The following is a 17,500-nucleotide window of genomic DNA, read 5'->3' on the forward strand; positions in this document are numbered from 1 at the left end:
GGTCCGTGCAGCGGCCTCCGGCAGGATGGGCGCATGACCGCCGCCCCCACGCCCCGGCCCCTCCACGTCCTCTGGGACGTCGACGGCACGCTCCTCCACAACAGCCCGCGCTCCGGCAGCATGTACCACCGCGCGATCGAGCTGGCCGCGGGCGAGCCGCTCGTGGACCGCACGGTGCACGCGCACGGCAAGACCGACGGGCAGATCATCTGGGAGACCCTGGACGTCTACGGCCTGCCCGAGTCGCTGCACGCGCCGGTCCGTCAGCACCTCGAGGAGCTGTCGCGGGTCGAGCACTACGGTCCTGGCCGCCGCACCGTGCCGGTCGGCGTCCCCGAGCTCGTGGCCGACGTGGCGGCACGCGGCTGGGTGAACGCGCTCCTCACGGGCAACTCGCCGCTCCGCGCCCGGTACAAGCTCGACGGCGCCGGGCTCGACGTCGGCCTGTTCGACTGGGACGCGTCCGCGTTCGGGCACGAGGCCCGGATCCGCAGCGACCTCACCCGGCGGGCGGCCGCCGAGCTGGCCGGCGCGCCCGTCGTGATCATCGGCGACACCCCCGCGGACGGCGTCGCCGCGGAGGCGGCGGGCTTCCCGTTCGTCGCGGTGGCGACGGGGGCGTATGACGTGGACGCGCTGCGGGCCCCGGACGCGCACGCGGCGCTCGTGGTGCCGGACCTCCGGGCCGGGCGCGACGAGGTGCTCGCGTTCCTGGACGGGCTCGCCGCGCGCTGATCCCGGCACCCGAGGGGCGGAGCACGCGGCGCCGCGGATCAGGCCGAGGCGACCGCCGGGTGCAGCGAGCGCAGGTACCTGCGCGTGAAGATCCCCTGCACGACGCGGAGGACGGGGCTCGCCAGCCGCAGCGGCCACGAGGCCGGGCGGGAGAAGACGCGGAGGGTGAGCCACACGCTGCCGTCGGGCTCCCGGGAGACGAGGAACGCCTCCTCGCCGCTGAACGGGTGGCCGGGCAGCGTGCCGTAGGCGAAGCCGACGCGGTCGGCCTCCTCGACGGTGTAGACGACGCGCACCGGCGCCTCCGGGTGGAACGGCCCGAACGGCATGCGCAGCACGGCCGAGGTCCCCGACGTGATCCACGCGGTCCCGTCGTCGCCGTACAGCGCCTCGCGCGGGCGGTCGGCGGGCACCTGGGGCACCCCGTCCTCGTCGAACTCCAGTCCGCGGTAGCCGGGCTCGTCCGGCACCTCCTGCTCGATGCGCGTGACGTCGATCCCGCTGCCGCGCTGCACCCCCCAGGTCATGAGGAGGGCGACGGCCTGCTCGAAGCGCTCGTCGCCGCTGCCGAGCCGGGCGCTCGCCTCGGCGGGGCGGTAGCCCTCGGGCGGGTAGGTCATGAGATCGACGGCCTGGGTGCCGCCGACGGAGCCGTACGTGACGGCGGTCGCGGTGTAGGTGCTGCGGCGCATGAGGATCAGACTACGGCGTGCCGCTGGACGTCCCGGCCGACGCCGGGCGGACCGCTGCGGAGCGGAGCCGAGCCGGTGCTCCGAGCCATCGCCGGATGCGCCGCGGCGCGTGCCGCCAGCATGGACGAGCCCCCGTCCGAGGGCTCTCGGTGCCCCCGGGCGGGGGCTCGGACCCTCGACGTCATCCCTCCGGATGAGGATCCTGACGGCGCCGTCATCCCCGCGATGCAGGGGCCCGAGGACCGTCACCGGATCGTGATCCGAACGCGCGCGGCCGTCCTCCGCGGACCCCTAGCCTTCAGTCGGCGCCGGGCCTCCCGAGCGTCGCGCATCCCCCTCTCCCGACGCTCGTCGTCGGTCCTCGGAAGGTCCTCCCGTGCTCCGCTCCCTCACCGCCCTCGCCGTCGCCGGCTCTCTCGCCGTCGCCGGAGTCGCCGTCGCGACCCCCGCCTCCGCGGCCGCCGGCGGCACGTTCTACTCCGTGCCCTACGACTCCTCGCTCTTCCAGGTGACGACGGTCGCCGGGCGCGCCGAAGCACAGCCCGCGTCCTTCGAGACGTGGCGCGCCGCCGGCTTCCCGGCGCCGCAGCCCGCCGCCACGCAGTACGTGCGCTTCACGTGGGAGTCGACCGTCCAGGCCGACAGCACCGCGGGCGACGCGGCGTTCTCGGTCTCGTTGACCTCCGCCGAGTGGCGGCGCGCCGGGTCCCCGACGCCCCGTACGGACCGCCTCCCGGCCGCGTCGAGCATCCTGCAGTACTCCGGATCGGGCGAGCTCTTCGTCGTGGAGTCCGAGTCCTCCTTCACCGACGACCCCGGATACCACCAGCTGACCTTCGCCGAGTACGCGCACCTCGGCTACCCGGCCGTCGACACGACGTCGCCGCGCATCTTCTCCAAGCTGTCCTGGAACGCGACGCTCGTCGGCCCAGTGTCCAGCTCGGGCGAGACGGGCCCCGTCTCGTTCGCGGTCTGGGACCGCTTCGCCCGCCCCACCCCCGTCGTGGTCGCGTCCTACGACGGCGACCGCTTCTGCCACGCGGCCGGAGCCGCCGAGATCCGCTACGTGGGGAAGGCCGCGCCCGAGGGCATGGCGCTCACCTACCGCGAGTGGGTCGCCGCGGGGTCGCCTGAGCCCGCCACCTGCTGACCCCTCCCGCAGCGCCTGACGCGCCCCGCCTCTCGAGGCGGGGCGCGTCTCGTCGTCCAGGCCACGTGCGGTGCGCACGCCTAGCAGGTCCAGGCGCCGCGCGCATCCCTCCCGCGAGGACCACCTCCTCATCCGTCCGCCCAACCCTCGTCCGGGGGTGGTCGGTGCCGTGATGAAACCGTGATCAGAGCTGCATTCCTACGCGAGTGGAAGCCGCTACCTTGGGCCTGCGAGGCCGAGCCGGAACGGGCGGATCCTCGGTTCGCATGATCCATGCACGACACCTCTCGGCGCCTCGGCGTCGCCCATCGGAAGGCCATCATGAACCGCTCACTGCCCGCCCGCGCCCTCGTCGGGGCGCTCGTCCTCGGCGGCAGCGTCCTCGCCGCGGCACCCGCCCAGGCCGCTGCCGGGGACACCTACTACTCGGTCCCCTTCAACGACTCGCTGATCGTCGAGTCCCCCGTCTCCGCCGACGTCCCCGGGATCGGCTACGCGACCTTCGCGGAGTGGAAGGCCGACGGCTTCCCGCGTCCCGTCCCCGCGGCCGTCGCCTACCGCCTCCTCCCCTGGGACAGCACCGTCTTCGCCGATGTGATGGGCACGCACTCCGGCCTCACGGCGGTGCTGACCGGCACCGAGTGGCGGCGCGCCGGATCGCCGGCGCCGACGCGGGGCGCGCTGCCGTTCTCCTCCACCGTCGTCCAGTACCCGACGTCCGACGAGCTGCTCGTGCGCACCGGCACGCTCTGGGGTTCGGATGCCGCCGAGTGGCACACGCTGACCTTCGCCGAGTGGCGCACCCTCGGCTACCCGGCGGTCGACCGCCGTGAGGCCGTCGGCTTCTCGAAGCTCTCCTGGCTCGGCACGATCGTCGGCCCGGATCCCCTCACGGGCGAGCAGACCGCGATCTCCTACGACACGTGGCTCGACGCCGGCCGTCCGACGCCGAAGGTCGTCCCGTCCTTCCCGAACGACAGGTACTGCTCCGCGCGGGGCAGCTCGGAGATCCGCTACGTCGGCCTCGCGGCTCCCCGGGGCGTCGCGCTGACGTTCCGCCAGTGGACCGCCGCCGGCTCGCCGAAGCCGACCGTCTGCTGACCTGCTCCGCACGCGACGCGCCCCCTGCCTCGAGAGGCAGGGGGCGCGTCGTGCGTGGGGGGCGGCTACTTGGCCTTCTTCTCCGTGTCGCCCGAGAGCGCGGCGATGAACGCCTCCTGGGGGACCTCGACGCGGCCGACCATCTTCATGCGCTTCTTGCCCTCCTTCTGCTTCTCGAGCAGCTTGCGCTTGCGGGTGATGTCGCCGCCGTAGCACTTGGCGAGCACGTCCTTCCGCATGGCGCGGATGGACTCGCGGGCGATGATCCGGGCGCCGATGGCGGCCTGGATCGGCACCTCGAACTGCTGGCGCGGGATGAGCTCGCGCAGGCGCCCGGTCATCAGCACGCCGTACGCGTACGCCTTGTCGCGGTGCACGATGGCGCTGAACGCGTCGACCTGCTCGCCCTGCAGCAGGATGTCGACCTTCACGAGGTCGGCCTCCTGCGAGCCCGCGGGCTCGTAGTCGAGCGACGCGTAGCCGGCCGTCTTGCTCTTGAGGTTGTCGAAGAAGTCGAACACGATCTCGCCGAGCGGCATCGTGTAGCGGATCTCCACCCGGTCCTCGCCGAGGTACTCCATGCCGAGCAGGATGCCGCGCCGCGACTGGCACAGCTCCATGATCGTGCCGACGTAGTCCTTGGGGGCGAGGATCGCGGCCTTCACCACGGGCTCGGAGACGCTCACGATCTTGCCGCCCGGGAACTCGCTCGGGTTGGTGACCGTGACGGTCTTCTTGTCCTCGCTCGTGACCTCGTAGATGACGGAGGGCGCCGTGGTGATGAGGTCGAGGCCGAACTCGCGCGAGAGGCGCTCGGTGATGATCTCCAGGTGCAGGAGGCCGAGGAACCCGCAGCGGAAGCCGAAGCCGAGCGCGACCGAGGTCTCGGGCTCGTAGACGAGCGCGGCGTCCGAGAGCTTCAGCTTGTCGAGGGCGTCGCGGAGGTCGGGGTAGTCGGATCCGTCGATCGGGTAGAGCCCGGAGAAGACCATGGGCAGCGGCTCGGTGTAGCCGGGCAGCGCCTCGGTCGCGGGGCGCGCCGCGGTCGTGACGGTGTCGCCGACCTTCGACTGGCGCACGTCCTTCACACCCGTGATGAGGTAGCCGACCTCGCCGACGCCGAGGCCGTCGGACGGCGTGGGCTCGGGCGAGCTCACGCCGATCTCGAGGATCTCGTGGGTGGCGCGCGTCGACATCATCGCGATCTTCTCGCGCGGGCTCAGCTTGCCGTCGATCATGCGGACGTAGGTGACCACGCCGCGGTAGGCGTCGTAGACCGAGTCGAAGATCATGGCGCGGGCGGCCGCGTCGGGGTCGCCGACGGGAGCGGGGATGGTGCGCGAGACCCGGTCGAGCAGCTCCTCGACGCCGGCGCCCGTCTTGCCGGAGACGCGCAGGACGTCGGCCGGGTCGCCGCCGATGAGGGAGGCGAGCTCGGCCGCGTACTTGTCGGGATCCGCCGCCGGCAGGTCGATCTTGTTGAGCACCGGGATGATCGTGAGGTCGTTCTCGAGCGCGAGGTAGAGGTTCGCGAGCGTCTGGGCCTCGATGCCCTGCGCGGCGTCGACCAGGAGGATCGCGCCCTCGCATGCGGCGAGCGAGCGGGAGACCTCGTACGAGAAGTCGACGTGACCGGGGGTGTCGATCATGTTGAGCGCGTAGGTCTTCCCCTCCAGCTCCCACGGCATGCGCACGGCCTGGCTCTTGATGGTGATGCCGCGTTCGCGCTCGATGTCCATGCGGTCGAGGTACTGGGCGCGCATGGCGCGCGACTCGACGACGCCCGTGAGCTGCAGCATGCGGTCGGCCAGCGTGGACTTGCCGTGGTCGATGTGGGCGATGATGCAGAAGTTGCGGATGGACGCGGGGTCGGTCGCGGCGGGCCGGAGGGCCTTCGTTGCTAGGGGGCTCACGCGTTCCTCAAGGTCGAGCGGGTGGGGCGGTCCGACGATCATCCCATGGCGGGGCGGTCCGGCCGGTCCGAGCGCCGGCGCCGGGGCCGGGCGCGGTCCCTGCCCGCGGAGGAGCAGGGACCGGGCCCGGCGACGGGATCAGCGGCGGACGATGTCGGCGACCGCCGCGCCGAGCTCCGGCCACCGGAACCGGTAGCCCGCGGCCTCCAGCGTCTCCGGGACGACCCAGCGGCTCTTGAGGACGAGCTCGGGCTCGGTGCGGAACAGCCACATGCCCGCCTCGAGCATCCACCGGTTCGCGGCGAGGCCGACCGGCATGCGGACGGCGTGGCGCAGCACCTTCATCAGCCGCCGGTTGGTGACGGGCGCGGGGCTCGACGCGTTGACCGGGCCCTCGATCGTCGGGGTGTCGCGCACGAAGCGGATGATCCCCACGAAGTCGTCGATGTGCAGCCAGCTGAAGACCTGGCGGCCGTTCGTCGGCTGGAAGACGTGGTGCGCGCCCGCCCGGATGCGCGACGGGCGCCCCGGGAACCGCCCGTCGAGCTGCGGCCCGCCGAGGCCGAAGCGCGCGAGGCCGAGGAGCGGCTGGAGCGCGCCGTCCCGTCCGAGGACGATCGCGATGCGCAGCGCGACGCGACGCGTGGACGGCAGATCCGGCGCGAAGAACGCGCGCTCCCAGGCGCGGCCCACCGACGGCGAGAAGTCGTCGCCGAGCTCCCCCGTCGACTCGGTCTGCGGCCCGTCGGTCGCGTGCCGGTACACCGTGGCGGTCGAGGCGTTGATCCACACGGGCACGGGGGCCACGCTGTCCTGGATCGCGCGTCCGAGCTCGGCGGTCGTCTCCACGCGCGAGCGCAGGATCTCCCGGCGGTTCGCCACGCCGTAGCGGCAGTTCACGCTCTTGCCCGCGAGGTTCACGAGGAGGTCGGCGCCGTCGAGGAGGCGGCGGATCCCCTCGGCGTCGCCCCAGCGCGCGTCCGCTCCCGCGCGTCCCATGGTGCGGACGCGGTAGCCCTCCTCCGTCAGCTCGCGGACGAGGACCTGCCCGATGAAGCCGGACGCGCCCGCGACCACCGCGGTGCGCGGGGCGCCCGGCCCCGGCGCGTCGCTCACGCGCCGAAGCGCGTGCGGCGCTCGACCGTCGTGCCGACGCCGTCGGCCCAGGTGTAGACCGTGTCGCCGCCGATGATGACGTGCTCGGCGCGCGACCGCACGTCGAGCGGGTCGCCCGACCAGATCACGACGTCGGCGTCGAGGCCCGGCGTGAGCGCGCCGACGCGGTGGTCGAGGCGGAGGATGGCGGCGGGGTTCGCGGTGATCGCCCGCAGCGCGATGTCCGCCGGCAGGCCGTCCTTCACCGCGAAGGACGCCTGGTGCACCAGGAAGTCGATGGGCACGACGGGCGCGTCCGTCGTGATCGCCACGAGGACGCCCGCCCGGTGCAGGGCCGCGAGGTTCGCGACGGCGCGGTCGCGGAGCTCGACCTTGGAGCGCGAGGTGATCATGGGCCCGAAGATGACGGGGATGCCGCGCTCGGCGAGCACGTCCGCGATCTTGTCGCCCTCGGTGCCGTGGTTGACCACGAGGCGGTAGCCGAACTCGTCGGCGAGGCGGATCGCGGTGGCGATGTCGTCGTGGCGGTGCGTGTGCTGGTCCCAGGCGAGCTCCCCGTCGAGGACGCGCACGAGCGTCTCCTTGCCGAGGTCGCGGGAGAAGGGCGTGCCCTCCTTCGCCGCGTGGTCGCGGGCGGCGCGGTAGTCCTCGGCGTCGCGGAAGGCCCGGCGGATCACCATGGCGACGCCCAGGCGCGTCGACGGCGTGCGGTCCTTGGAGCCGTAGACGCGCTTCGGGTTCTCGCCGAGCGCGCTCTTGACGCTCACGGAGTCGCTCACGAGCTGCTCGTCGATGGTGCGGCCGCCCCACGACTTGATGGCGACGGACTGGCCGCCGATCGGGTTGCCCGAGCCGGGCTTCACGACGATGGTCGTGACGCCGCCCTTGAGCGCGTCGCGGAAGCCCTCGTCGTCGATGTCGATGGCGTCGATCGCGCGCACCGACGACATGTCGGGGTCGGTCATCTCGTTGGTGTCGTCGCCCGCGGGGCCGTTGGCCTCCTCGTGGATGCCCACGTGGCCGTGCGCCTCGACGAAGCCGGGGAGGACCCAGCGGCCGGCGGCGTCGATCACGGTCGCGTCCGCGGGGACCTCGACGTCGGCGGCCGGGCCGACCGCGGCGACGAGGCCGTCGCGGAGGAGGACGGTGCCGCCGGGGATCGGGGCGCCGTCGACGGGGACGACGTGGCCTCCGGTGATGGCGGTGACGGTGGATGCGGAGGCGCGGACGGGGGCGGTGGGATCTGCGGGGAGGGCCATGCCCCGAGCCTAGGACGGCGGGGCGGCGGCGGCGGGGCGGCCGCGGCGCGTTCTGGCGGCCGCCGGGGACGGGGTCGCCGGAGGAGCCTCGGTAGGCTCGCGGGATGGGCATCCCCGACTTCATCGTGTCGCTCCGCGAGCGGATCGGCACGGAGCCCCTGTGGCTGTCCGGCGTGACCGCGGTGATCCTCGACGGCCCGCGCGTGCTCCTCGTCCGCCGCGGCGACACCGGCGGGTGGGCGCCCGTCACGGGGATCCTCGATCCCGGCGAGGAGCCCGCCGTCGGCGCCGCGCGGGAGGCCGCCGAGGAGACGGGCGTGGAGATCGAGGTCGAGCGGCTCGTCTCCGTGGGCACCACCGGCGAGATCACCTACCCCAACGGCGACCGCGCGAGCTACCTCGACCTGACCTTCCGCTGCCGCTACGTGGGCGGCGAGGCGCACGTCGCCGACGACGAGTCGCTCGACGTGGGCTGGTGGCCGGTGGACGCCCTCCCGGACATGCCCGCGGACCTCCGCCAGCGCATCCTGGACGCCGTCGACGACCTGCCCGAGGCCCGCTTCGTGCGTCCGGGCGAGCGCTCCCCGTGGGCGGACGGCGACGCGCGGGGCTCGGGCGCCTGATTTCCTGGCCGCGACCTGGTATCGTCGCCTGTTGGCTTGCGTGTGATCCTCCCCGATCACGCGGTATCGCCGCAGGCGCCCTCTCTCGCTGAGCGGCAACTCATCTGACGAAAAATCGAACGGAAGACATAACACGTGGCAAACATCAAGTCGCAGATCAAGCGCATCGGCACGAACAAGAAGGCTCAGGAGCGCAACAAGGCCGTCAAGAGCGAGCTGAAGACGGCGATCCGCTCGGTCAAGACCGCCATCACGGCGGGCGACAAGGACGCGGCCGTCAAGGCCGTCAGCCTCGCCGGCAAGAAGCTCGACAAGGCCGCCAGCAAGGGCGTCATCCACAAGAACCAGGCCGCGAACCGCAAGGGCGCGATCGCCAAGCAGGTCGCCAAGATCGGCTGACCTCGCCGCACCGCACGACGAAGGGCCCCGCTTTCCGCGGGGCCCTTCGTCGTGCTCGGCGCGATGCCGATGGGCGGCCTCAGGGGCGGTCCTGATGGGCGGCCTCAGGCGCGGTCCGCGTCGTGGTCTCAGTCGCGGTCCCCGTCGCGGCCCACGCCGTGGTCTCAGTCGCGGCCGCGGGAGGCGACCGTGCGGACCATGCGCTCGAGCGAGTAGACCGCGTCGCGTCCGCCGCCCTTGACCTGCGCGTCCGCCTCGGCCAGGGCCTCCACGGCGCGGCCCAGGCCCTCGTCGTCCCAGAGCTGCAGGTCGCGCCGGGCGCGGTCCACCTGCCACGGCGCCATGCCGAGCTTCGAGGCGAGCTGGCCGGACGGGCCGGAGACGCCGGAGACCTTCGCCATGGTGCGGATCTTCATGGCGAAGGCGGCGATGAGCGGCACCGGATCCGCCCCCGAGGTGAGCGCGTGCCGGAGGAGCACGAGGGCCTCGCCGCGGCGACCGGCGATGGCGGAGTCGGCGACCGCGAACGCGTTGATCTCCACCCGGCCGCCGTAGTACTCGTCGACCGTGACCTCGGTGATCTCGTGCGCCGTGTCGGAGATGAGCTGCTGGCACGCGGACGCGAGCTCGCTGACGTCGTCCTGGAACGCGGCGACGAGCTGGCGCACGGCGCCCGGCGTGATGGACCGCTTGGCCGCCCGGAACTCGGCGACCGCGAAGTCGTGCTTCTCGCTGTCCTTCTTCAGCTCCGCGCAGACGACCTCGATGCCGCCGCCCGTGCCCGCGCGCACCGCGTCGAGCAGCTTCTTGCCGCGCACTCCCCCGGCGTGCCGGAGCACGACGTAGGTGTCGTCGGCCGGGGACTCGAGGTAGGCGACGGCGTCGAGCAAGAACTGGTCGGAGCACTTCTCCACGTTGACCACGCGGATGAGCCGCGGCTCCGCGAACAGCGACGGGCTGGCCAGCGTGATGAGCTCCCCAGGGGCGTAGGAGTCGGCCTCGATGTCGGACACCTCGATGCTCGGATCCTCCGCGGTGAGGATGTCGCGGAGGCGCCGGATGGCCCGGACCGCGAGGAGCGCCTCCGTGCCGGAGACGAGCACGATGGGGGCGGGGCGGACGGCATCCCACGCGAGCTGCGGGATGGCCGCGGACGCCTTCGCGGCGGTGCCGCGGGTGGTCCTGGTCGCCATGCGGGTCCTTCCGGGCGGGGTGGAGTGGTCGGCCGCGGTCGGGTGCCGCGAGCGGATCCAGGTTAGCCGTCGGGTGGGACATCGGCCGTCCCCGGGCGCACGCCGTGCACGGGCGGCGGGCCCGCCGACGACGGGGCTGCGGGCGGGGCCGGGCCGGGAGTGACGGCGGTCCCGGCGCGGCGCTCCCCCGGCCCGCGTCCGAGCGCGAGCGCCGCGACCGCCAGCGCGCTGGCCAGCGTGAGCGCGACGACGCCGCCCAAGCCGGTGGGCCACGGGACCCGCCCCCACGGCAGCTCCGACATGACCCGGGCGACGGCCGCGATCCACGAGGACGGCAGCCAGGCGAGCCGCAGCGCCAATCCCCCCGCGGCCGGCCAGATCGGCAGCAGGACGCACGCGGCGAGCCCCGCGACGGTGGCGGGCGCCGCCGCGGGCTCGGCGAGGAGGTTCGCGAGCACGCCGTGGACGGGCAGTCCCGGCTGCAGCACCAGCAGGACCGGCTGGCAGGCGACCTGCGCGGCGACGGGGACGGCGAGCCCCTCGGCCAGGCGACGCGGCATCCCTCGCGCGAGGCGGTCGGCGAGCGGTGGCGCGAGCACGAGCAGACCCGCCGTGGCCAGCACGCTCAGCGCGAAGCCGAGGTCCCGAGCCAGCCAGGGATCGCCCACGAGGAGGATGACCACCGCGAGGGCGAGCGCGGGCAGACCGCGTGAGGGGCGGCCGGTGACGGTGGACACGATGAGCACCGCGGCCATGACGGCCGCGCGCAGCACGCTCGGCTGCGGGGTGACGAGCACGACGAACGCGGCGAGGGCCCCCACCGCGGCGACGGCGCGGGCCGGCCGCCGCAGCCCGACGGCGGCGGCCAGCGCGAGCACGATGCCCACGATGACCGCGCAGTTGGCGCCGGAGACGGCTGTGAGGTGCGTCAGGGAGGTGTCCTTCATGGTCTGCGCGAGCTCCGCGGGGACGGCGGACACGTCGCCGATGGCGAGCCCGGGGAGCAGACGCGCTCCCGGCCCGGGCAGCTCGGACGCGGCGCGCGTCAGTTCCCGGCGCAGGCCGTCGGCGACGGCGAGCGGGCCGTCGGGCCGGGCGATCTGCTCGAGGCCGCCGCGGGCGAGGAGCAGGTAGGCCGCCTGGTCGCCCGCTTCCGCGGCTCGCACCGCCGCGGTCAGCCGGATCGTCGACCCCACCCCGGGTCGCGCGCCGCCCACGGCGGCGGCGGGCGCGAAGACGACCACGGGGACGGGCGCCGACGGGGTCACCGTGACGTCGGCGGCCCGACCGGGCGCCTGCCCGCCGACGTGGATGACGCGGAGGCGGCCGACGATCCGGACCCGGGCGGGTGCGGCGGACGCGCCCGACGCGCGCCCCGCCACCGGGGCGGGCGACTCGTCGAGGACGACGTCGGCGACGACCATCCCGGCGGCGGCCGCCGCGGCCTCGAGCTCGACGGGATGGCGCAGCGGCTCGCGGGCGGCCGCCGCGCCGAGGAGCATCGCCGCCACGCCCGCGGCGACCGCCAGGCCGGCCGCGCCTCGGAGCATCCCGGGCGGGGATGAGGTGGGACCCCGGGATGCGCGCCGCGATCCGCGCCCGGGTGGGGCCGGTCGGGCGCCGCGCTCGTCACATCGGGACCGCCGCGCCGCGGCCACCGACGCCAGCGCGAGCGCAGCGGCCAGCGCCGCGGCGAGGACCGCGGCCGGAGCGGCGGACCCGCGGACGCCGATCGCCACGGCCGTCGCGCACCAGCCGACCCCCGCCGGGATGGCGAGCCGCAGGTCGAGCGGCGTCGCGGCGGCGGCTGCTCGCGCCCGATCACGGCCGCCCCGGACGTCACGAGGGCCACGGGCGGGGCGGTCGCGCGCGGTCGGGTCCGCTCGGCGGGGCGTCACACCCGCACCAGGGGCGTCAGCGAGGCGAGCGTCCGATCGCCGATGCCCGGCACGCGGCCGAGGTCGGCGACGCGCGCGAAGCGGCCGTGCGCGGATCGCCAGGCGATGATGCGCCCGGCGAGCGACGGGCCGACGCGCGGGAGCGTCTCCAGCTGCTCCGCTGTCGCGGTGTTGAGGTCGACGGGCGCGGACGGGGTCGCGCCGCCCGCGCTGCCGGCGGCCGCACCGGCGGGACCCGAGGCGGCGGCGGGAGGCGTCTCCCCCTGGCGCGGCACGACGAGCTGCTCGCCGTCGACGAGGACGCGCGCCAGGTTGACGCCCGCCGGATCCGCGCCGTCCGCGAGCCCGTGGGCTGCGGCGAGGGCGTCGACCACCCGACTCCCGGCCGCCAGCGGGTACAGGCCCGGAGAGACGACGGCGCCGACTACGTGGACGTAGACGGGGGCGGCGCCGGCGGTCCCGGAGCCGGAGCCGGATCCGGTGCCCGTGCCGTCGGCATCGGCTGCGCCCCCGGAGCGCGACACGGCATCCCCGGGATGGCCCGTCGTGCGGGGGGATCCGGCGTCGTCGGACCCGACGTCGGACACGGTGCCACCCGCTGCCGACGCGTCGGCGGTGGCCGCTCCCTCCCCGTGCGAGGTCGCGCGGGGCGAGGCGGCCCCGGCTGCGTCGGAGCCGGGCGTCCCGGTCGCCTGGACGGCCGTGACGAGGATCGTGACGACCAGCGCGGCGGCCACGAGCACCGCGGCCGCCCCGACCCCCGTGCGCAGGCGGAACCGCGGACGCCGCCCCACGAGGTCCGCCGGGAGCCGCGGCGCGGCGGCGCGCGTGCCCCGGTCCGCGGGGCGCGGCCGCGCGTCCTCGGCCGCGTCTGCGCGCGCACCGAACGGGTCCTCCGCGTCGAACGGGTCCTCCGCCGGGAACCGATGCTCCGTATCGAACGGATCCTCCGCCGGGAACGGATCCTCGTCGGGTCCGCCCCATCCCGTGGCGTCGCCCGCGGCGTCGCCGGGATCGTCGGCGGGGAGTGCGGGCCGGGAGGGGCGGTGGGAGCGCATGCGCGCACGGTAGGCCGCGACGCCGGTGCGGACGATCCCGTGCGTCCGGGCTGGGGATCGTGCCCCGCGGCGGCCCCTGGGATGGAGCGAGGGCGGCCCGGGATCCGGACCGCCCTCGTTCCCGCGTGCGCGGCGACCCGCTAGGAGGCGGGCTTGGTGGTGATGCTGACGATCTTCGGCGCGCGCACGATGACCTTGTCGATCGTTCGGCCGGCGGTGGACCGCGTGACGCCCGCCGTCTCCCGGGCCAGCGCCTCGAGCTCGTCGGCGCCGATGCGGGCGTCGACCTCGAGCTTGTCGCGCACCTTGCCGTCGACCTGCACGACGGCGGTGACCGTGCTCACGACGAGCAGGTTGCGATCGGCCTTGCGCCAGCCGGCGAACGCGACCGAGCCCGTGTAGCCGAGGCGCTTCCACATGTCCTCGGCCGTGTACGGCGCGAAGAGGCTGAGCGCCACGGCGACGACCTCGGTGGCCTCGCGGACGGCCGCGTCGCCGCCGCCCGGGCCCTGGTCGATGGTCTTCCGGATGGCGTTGACGAGCTCCATCGTGCGGGCGATGACCACGTTGAACTTGAACGCCTCGAGGAGCCCGGGGCCCTCCGCCAGGAAGCGGTGCGTGACGCGGCGGAGCGCCTCGTCCCCCGTCTTCCACTCGACCTCGGGCGCGCTCGTGATGTCGCCCGTGAGGCGCCACGCACGGGCCAGGAACTTGGCGGACCCGGACGGGGACACGTCCTCCCAGTCGATCGGGTCCTCCGGCGGGCCGGCGAACGCCATGGTGAGCCGGATGGCGTCCACGCCGTGGCGGTCGATCTCGGAGCCGAGGTCGACGCCGCCCTTGCTCTTCGACATCTTGACGCCGCCGGAGAGCACCATCCCCTGGTTCAGCAGCGCGCTGAACGGCTCCGTGAAGGTGACGTAGCCGAGGTCGAACAGCACCTTGGTGATGAAGCGCGAGTACAGCAGGTGCAGGATCGCGTGCTCGACGCCGCCCACGTACTGGTCGACGGGCGCCCAGCGGTCGGCGTCGGCCGGGTCGAACGCCTTCGTGGCGTCGTTCGGCGAGAGGAAGCGCAGCCAGTACCAGGAGCTGTCCATGAACGTGTCCATGGTGTCGGGGTCGCGCGTGGCCGGGCTGCCGTCCACCGGGCTCGGCACGTTCGACCACTCCGTCGCGGCGGCCAGCGGCGACTTGCCCTTGGGCGTGAGGTCGAGCCCCGCGGTGTCGGGCAGCCTGACGGGCAGCTGGTCCTCCGGCACGCGGATCTCGTTGCCCTCCGCGTCGTAGACGATGGGGATGGGCGTGCCCCAGAACCGCTGGCGCGAGATGAGCCAGTCGCGCAGCCGGTAGTTCTTCGCCGCACGGCCTCGGCCCTCCGCCTCGAGCTGCTCGATGACGCGCTTGATGGCGGGCTGCTTGCTCAGGCCGTTGAGCGACCCGGAGTTGATGAGGCGGCCCTCGCCGGGGAGCGCGACGCCCGTGCGACCGGGCAGCACCTCCTCGAGGTCGGGCAGCTCGCCGTCCTCCGGGATGATGCGGATGGCGCCCGTGACGGGCTGCGTGGTGTCGACCACCACGCGCACCGGCAGGTCGAAGGCGCGCGCGAAGTCGAGGTCGCGCTGGTCGTGCGCGGGGACGGCCATGACCGCGCCCGTGCCGTAGTCGGCGAGGACGTAGTCGGCGGCCCAGACGGGGATCCGCTCGCCGTTGACCGGGTTGACGGCCGTGCGGCCGAGCGGGATGCCCGTCTTCGGACGGTCGGTCGTGGAGCGCTCGATCTCGTTGAGGCGCTGCGTGCGCTCGAGGTAGCCGCGGAACTCCTCGCGGACCTCGTCGGACGCGCCCTCGACGAGCTCGGCCGCGAGGTCGCTGTCGGGCGCGACCACCATGAACGTGGCGCCGTGCAGCGTGTCCGGGCGGGTGGTGAACACCGTGACGGGCTCGTCGCGGCCCTCGATGACGAAGTCGACCTCCGCGCCCACGGAGCGGCCGATCCAGTTGCGCTGCATGTTGAGCACCTTGGACGGCCACTTGCCCTCGAGCTGGTTGAGGTCGTCGATCAGGCGGTCGGCGTAGTCGGTGATGCGCAGGTACCACTGCGTGAGCTTCTTCTTGACGACGACGGCGCCGGAGCGGTCGGACGTGCCGTCCGGCAGCACCTGCTCGTTGGCGAGCACCGTCTGGTCCACCGGGTCCCAGTTGACCCAGCTGTCCTTGCGGTAGGCGAGGCCCTTCTCGTGCATCTTGAGGAACAGCCACTGGTTCCACGCGTAGTACTCGGGGTCGCTCGTGTGGAGCTCGCGCTCCCAGTCGAAGGAGAGGCCGTAGCGCTTCATCGACTGCTTCTGCGTGTCGATGTTCGCGTAGGTCCACTCGCGCGGGTCGACGCCGCGCTTGATGGCGGCGTTCTCCGCGGGCAGGCCGAAGGAGTCCCAGCCGATGGGGTGGAGGACGGTGAAGCCCTGCTGGCGCCAGTAGCGCGCGACCGCGTCGCCGATGGCGAACGCCTCGCCGTGCCCCATGTGGAGGTCGCCCGAGGGGTACGGGAACATGTCGAGGATGTACTTGCGGGGACGGGTGTCGCTCGCGTCCGGCGTGCGGAACGGCTGCTCGCGCTCCCACACCTCCGACCACTCGGCCTCGATGGCGCGGAAGTCGTAGGTGTCGCCGGGGGTGTCGGGGGTCTCGTGTGCCAAGGGCGCTCTCGATTCGATGCGGGGGTCGCGGCCGTCAAGGCCTCGACAAGACTAGTGACCCGGCCGGGGGGAACCCGCACGGGCGACGGGGTGGCGGATCAGGCCCCGGCGGCGGCCCTGGGGAGGGAGGACGGGAGACCCCCGACGCGTTCCGCGACCCGGCCCGCGGCCACGGCGGCCAGCAGCGGCGCGGCCTTCACGCGCACCTCCTCGAGCTCCTCCTCGGGCACCGACAGGGCCGTGATGCCGCCCCCGGCGCCCACGGTTGCACGGCCGTCCACGACGACGACCGAGCGGATCACCATGGCCAGGTCGGCACGTCCGTCGTCGCCGAACCAGCCGAACGCGCCCGCGTACACGCCGCGCGGCCCGCGCTCGAGGGCCCGGAGGATGCCGACGGCCGCGGACTTCGGGGCTCCCGTCATGGATCCGGCGGGGAACAGGGCGCGCACCGCGGCCACCGCCGTGACGCCGGGCACGAGCCGGCCCTCCACACGGCTGACGAGCTGGTGCACCTGCGCGTACGCCTCGACGGCGAAGAGGCTCGTGACGCGGACCGAGCCGAGCACGCACACGCGGCTGAGGTCGTTGCGCATGAGGTCGACGATCATCACGTTCTCCGCGCGCTCCTTGTCGCTCGCGAGCAGCTCGGCGCGGGCCCGCTCGTCGGCTGCCGGATCGGCGTGACGCGGACGGGTGCCCTTGATGGGGAGCGTGCGCAGCGTGCCGCCCGCGTCCACCTCGACGAAGCGCTCGGGCGACGCGCTGACGAGCACGGTGCCGCCGATGCGGAGGAACCCGCCGTGGTGGGTGGGGCTGAGGGCGCGCAGGGCGGTGTGCACGCGCACCGGGTCGACGCGCCCGGGGACGCGCGCCTGGTTGGTGAGGCAGAGCTGGTAGGCGTCGCCGCGGCGGATGGACTCCTGGCACGAGCGGATGAGGGCGAGGTAGCCGTCGTCGTCGTGGCGCCAGACGGGGTCGGATCCCGGATCCGCGTCGGCGGGGCCGTGCGGTGGCGCCGCGGCGGCCCGACGGGGGTTCGCCGGGACGCCCGCGAGGTCGCCCTCGACGGCGTCGAGCCACGGGTCCCCCGCGCGCGCGACCGCCCAGACGGCGGAGGTGCCGTGGTCGAACGCGAGCAGGCGCTCCACCCGGAGGACGGCGGCGGCGGGCTCAGCATGCTCGGGCGCAGCATGCTCGGGCGGGGCATGCTCGGGCGCTGCGTGCTCGGGCGCGGCGCGGTCCGGGGCGTCCGCGACCGGCGCGTGGTGCAGCGGCACGGTCTCGGTCCAGGCGTCGTACGGGATCCAGCCGACCACGCCCAGCCGGAAGGCGAGGTCGGGTGGGAGGCCGTCGTCGAGGGAGGCGCCGGCGTCGAGGGAGGTGCCGTCGTCGGCGGCCGACGTGTGCGCCAGCAGCCCGGCCAGCCCGTCGAAGACGCCGTCCGGCCAGGCGGTGACGCTGCCCGCGCTCGCGCCGAGGTAGCTCCAGCCCTCCCCCGCCGAGTCGTCGAGCCACGCGACGTCACCCGCGGCCTCGTCGGCGAAGAGGGCCGTGAAGACGTCCTCGGGGTCGTGCCATCCGGCGATGCGGCGTCCCCGGACGGCCGTCCTCGCGTGCGCGAGCGCTCCGTCCATGCGCGGCCTCCCGGTGTCGTGGCCGCA

Annotated in this window: 14 protein-coding genes; 5 read left to right on the top strand and 9 right to left on the bottom strand. The window is 74.3% G+C overall.

Going from position 1 to position 17,500, the window contains the following annotated elements:
• The first annotated feature begins 33 nt into the window (after positions 1 to 33).
• On the top strand, positions 34 to 735 hold the full coding sequence (locus tag AWH51_RS00985) for an HAD family hydrolase (protein WP_063070277.1): 702 nt from the start codon (positions 34 to 36) through the stop codon (positions 733 to 735).
• 38 nt (positions 736 to 773) lie between these two features.
• Here AWH51_RS00985 and AWH51_RS00990 read toward each other — a convergent pair whose 3' ends face one another.
• A complete protein-coding gene (locus AWH51_RS00990) occupies positions 774 to 1,427 on the bottom strand; it encodes a DUF1990 family protein (RefSeq protein ID WP_063070278.1) in 654 nt (217 codons plus the stop codon).
• A gap of 376 nt (positions 1,428 to 1,803) precedes the next feature.
• Here AWH51_RS00990 and AWH51_RS00995 point away from each other — a divergent pair, with 376 nt between their 5' ends.
• Both AWH51_RS00995 and AWH51_RS01000 read left to right on the top strand, forming a co-directional pair.
• Positions 1,804 to 2,577: a hypothetical protein gene (locus AWH51_RS00995; RefSeq protein WP_063070279.1), complete on the top strand. Its 774-nt coding sequence runs from the start codon at positions 1,804 to 1,806 to the stop codon at positions 2,575 to 2,577.
• Positions 2,578 to 2,850: 273 nt separating this feature from the next.
• Entirely contained in the window at positions 2,851 to 3,678 is an 828-nt protein-coding gene (locus AWH51_RS01000) for a hypothetical protein (RefSeq protein ID WP_254654419.1), read from the top strand.
• A 65-nt stretch (positions 3,679 to 3,743) separates the two neighbouring features.
• Here AWH51_RS01000 and lepA read toward each other — a convergent pair whose 3' ends face one another.
• From lepA to AWH51_RS01015, 3 genes are all read right to left on the bottom strand, one after another.
• Positions 3,744 to 5,591, bottom strand: a complete 1,848-nt coding sequence (gene lepA / locus AWH51_RS01005) for a translation elongation factor 4 (protein ID WP_063070280.1) — start codon at positions 5,589 to 5,591, stop codon at positions 3,744 to 3,746.
• A gap of 138 nt (positions 5,592 to 5,729) precedes the next feature.
• Positions 5,730 to 6,707 carry an epimerase gene (locus tag AWH51_RS01010; RefSeq protein WP_063070281.1) on the bottom strand — a complete coding sequence of 326 codons (978 nt, stop codon included), beginning with the start codon at positions 6,705 to 6,707 and terminating at the stop codon, positions 5,730 to 5,732.
• Positions 6,704 to 7,966, bottom strand: coding sequence for an amidohydrolase (locus AWH51_RS01015; RefSeq protein ID WP_063070282.1), 1,263 nt, complete (start codon positions 7,964 to 7,966; stop codon positions 6,704 to 6,706). Before AWH51_RS01015 ends, AWH51_RS01010 begins: the two co-directional genes overlap by 4 nt.
• Before the next feature lie 104 nt (positions 7,967 to 8,070).
• On the opposite strand from AWH51_RS01015, the gene AWH51_RS01020 reads away from it, so the two are divergent.
• Together AWH51_RS01020 and rpsT are read left to right on the top strand one after the other, a co-directional pair.
• Positions 8,071 to 8,589, top strand: a complete 519-nt coding sequence (locus AWH51_RS01020; RefSeq protein WP_063070283.1) for an NUDIX hydrolase — start codon at positions 8,071 to 8,073, stop codon at positions 8,587 to 8,589.
• A 135-nt stretch (positions 8,590 to 8,724) separates the two neighbouring features.
• The gene (rpsT, locus tag AWH51_RS01025) at positions 8,725 to 8,988 is read left to right on the top strand and encodes a 30S ribosomal protein S20 (protein WP_012038238.1); all 264 of its coding nucleotides are present in this window, start codon (positions 8,725 to 8,727) and stop codon (positions 8,986 to 8,988) included.
• Positions 8,989 to 9,152: 164 nt separating this feature from the next.
• Here rpsT and holA read toward each other — a convergent pair whose 3' ends face one another.
• The 5 genes from holA to AWH51_RS01050 form a co-directional block, all read right to left on the bottom strand.
• A complete protein-coding gene (holA, locus tag AWH51_RS01030) occupies positions 9,153 to 10,181 on the bottom strand; it encodes a DNA polymerase III subunit delta (protein WP_063070284.1) in 1,029 nt (342 codons plus the stop codon).
• A gap of 62 nt (positions 10,182 to 10,243) precedes the next feature.
• The gene (locus tag AWH51_RS01035; protein WP_063070285.1) at positions 10,244 to 11,731 is read right to left on the bottom strand and encodes a ComEC/Rec2 family competence protein; all 1,488 of its coding nucleotides are present in this window, start codon (positions 11,729 to 11,731) and stop codon (positions 10,244 to 10,246) included.
• A gap of 344 nt (positions 11,732 to 12,075) precedes the next feature.
• A complete protein-coding gene (locus tag AWH51_RS01040; RefSeq protein ID WP_254654420.1) occupies positions 12,076 to 13,137 on the bottom strand; it encodes a ComEA family DNA-binding protein in 1,062 nt (353 codons plus the stop codon).
• A 140-nt stretch (positions 13,138 to 13,277) separates the two neighbouring features.
• Complete coding sequence (gene leuS / locus AWH51_RS01045; protein ID WP_063070286.1) at positions 13,278 to 15,836, bottom strand: leucine--tRNA ligase; 2,559 nt, start codon at positions 15,834 to 15,836, stop codon at positions 13,278 to 13,280.
• Between the two features lie 98 nt (positions 15,837 to 15,934).
• Positions 15,935 to 17,473: an anthranilate synthase component I family protein gene (locus tag AWH51_RS01050; RefSeq protein ID WP_063070287.1), complete on the bottom strand. Its 1,539-nt coding sequence runs from the start codon at positions 17,471 to 17,473 to the stop codon at positions 15,935 to 15,937.
• Positions 17,474 to 17,500: the final 27 nt, after the last annotated feature.

This window comes from Clavibacter tessellarius (assembly GCF_001618005.1).
Taxonomy (GTDB): Bacteria; Actinomycetota; Actinomycetes; order Actinomycetales; family Microbacteriaceae; genus Clavibacter; species Clavibacter tessellarius_A.

Bases quoted from the DNA above. Each gene is read 5' to 3' on its own strand.
- AWH51_RS01035 (WP_063070285.1), bottom strand. From the start codon at position 11,731: ATGCTCCGAGGCGCGGCCGGCCTGGCGGTCGCCGCGGGCGTGGCGGCG.
- AWH51_RS01020 (WP_063070283.1), top strand. From the start codon at position 8,071: ATGGGCATCCCCGACTTCATCGTGTCGCTCCGCGAGCGGATCGGCACG.
- holA (WP_063070284.1), bottom strand. From the start codon at position 10,181: ATGGCGACCAGGACCACCCGCGGCACCGCCGCGAAGGCGTCCGCGGCC.
- AWH51_RS00985 (WP_063070277.1), top strand. From the start codon at position 34: ATGACCGCCGCCCCCACGCCCCGGCCCCTCCACGTCCTCTGGGACGTC.
- AWH51_RS00990 (WP_063070278.1), bottom strand. From the start codon at position 1,427: ATGCGCCGCAGCACCTACACCGCGACCGCCGTCACGTACGGCTCCGTC.
- AWH51_RS01050 (WP_063070287.1), bottom strand. From the start codon at position 17,473: ATGGACGGAGCGCTCGCGCACGCGAGGACGGCCGTCCGGGGACGCCGC.
- AWH51_RS01040 (WP_254654420.1), bottom strand. From the start codon at position 13,137: ATGCGCTCCCACCGCCCCTCCCGGCCCGCACTCCCCGCCGACGATCCC.
- AWH51_RS01000 (WP_254654419.1), top strand. From the start codon at position 2,851: ATGCACGACACCTCTCGGCGCCTCGGCGTCGCCCATCGGAAGGCCATC.
- AWH51_RS01015 (WP_063070282.1), bottom strand. From the start codon at position 7,966: ATGGCCCTCCCCGCAGATCCCACCGCCCCCGTCCGCGCCTCCGCATCC.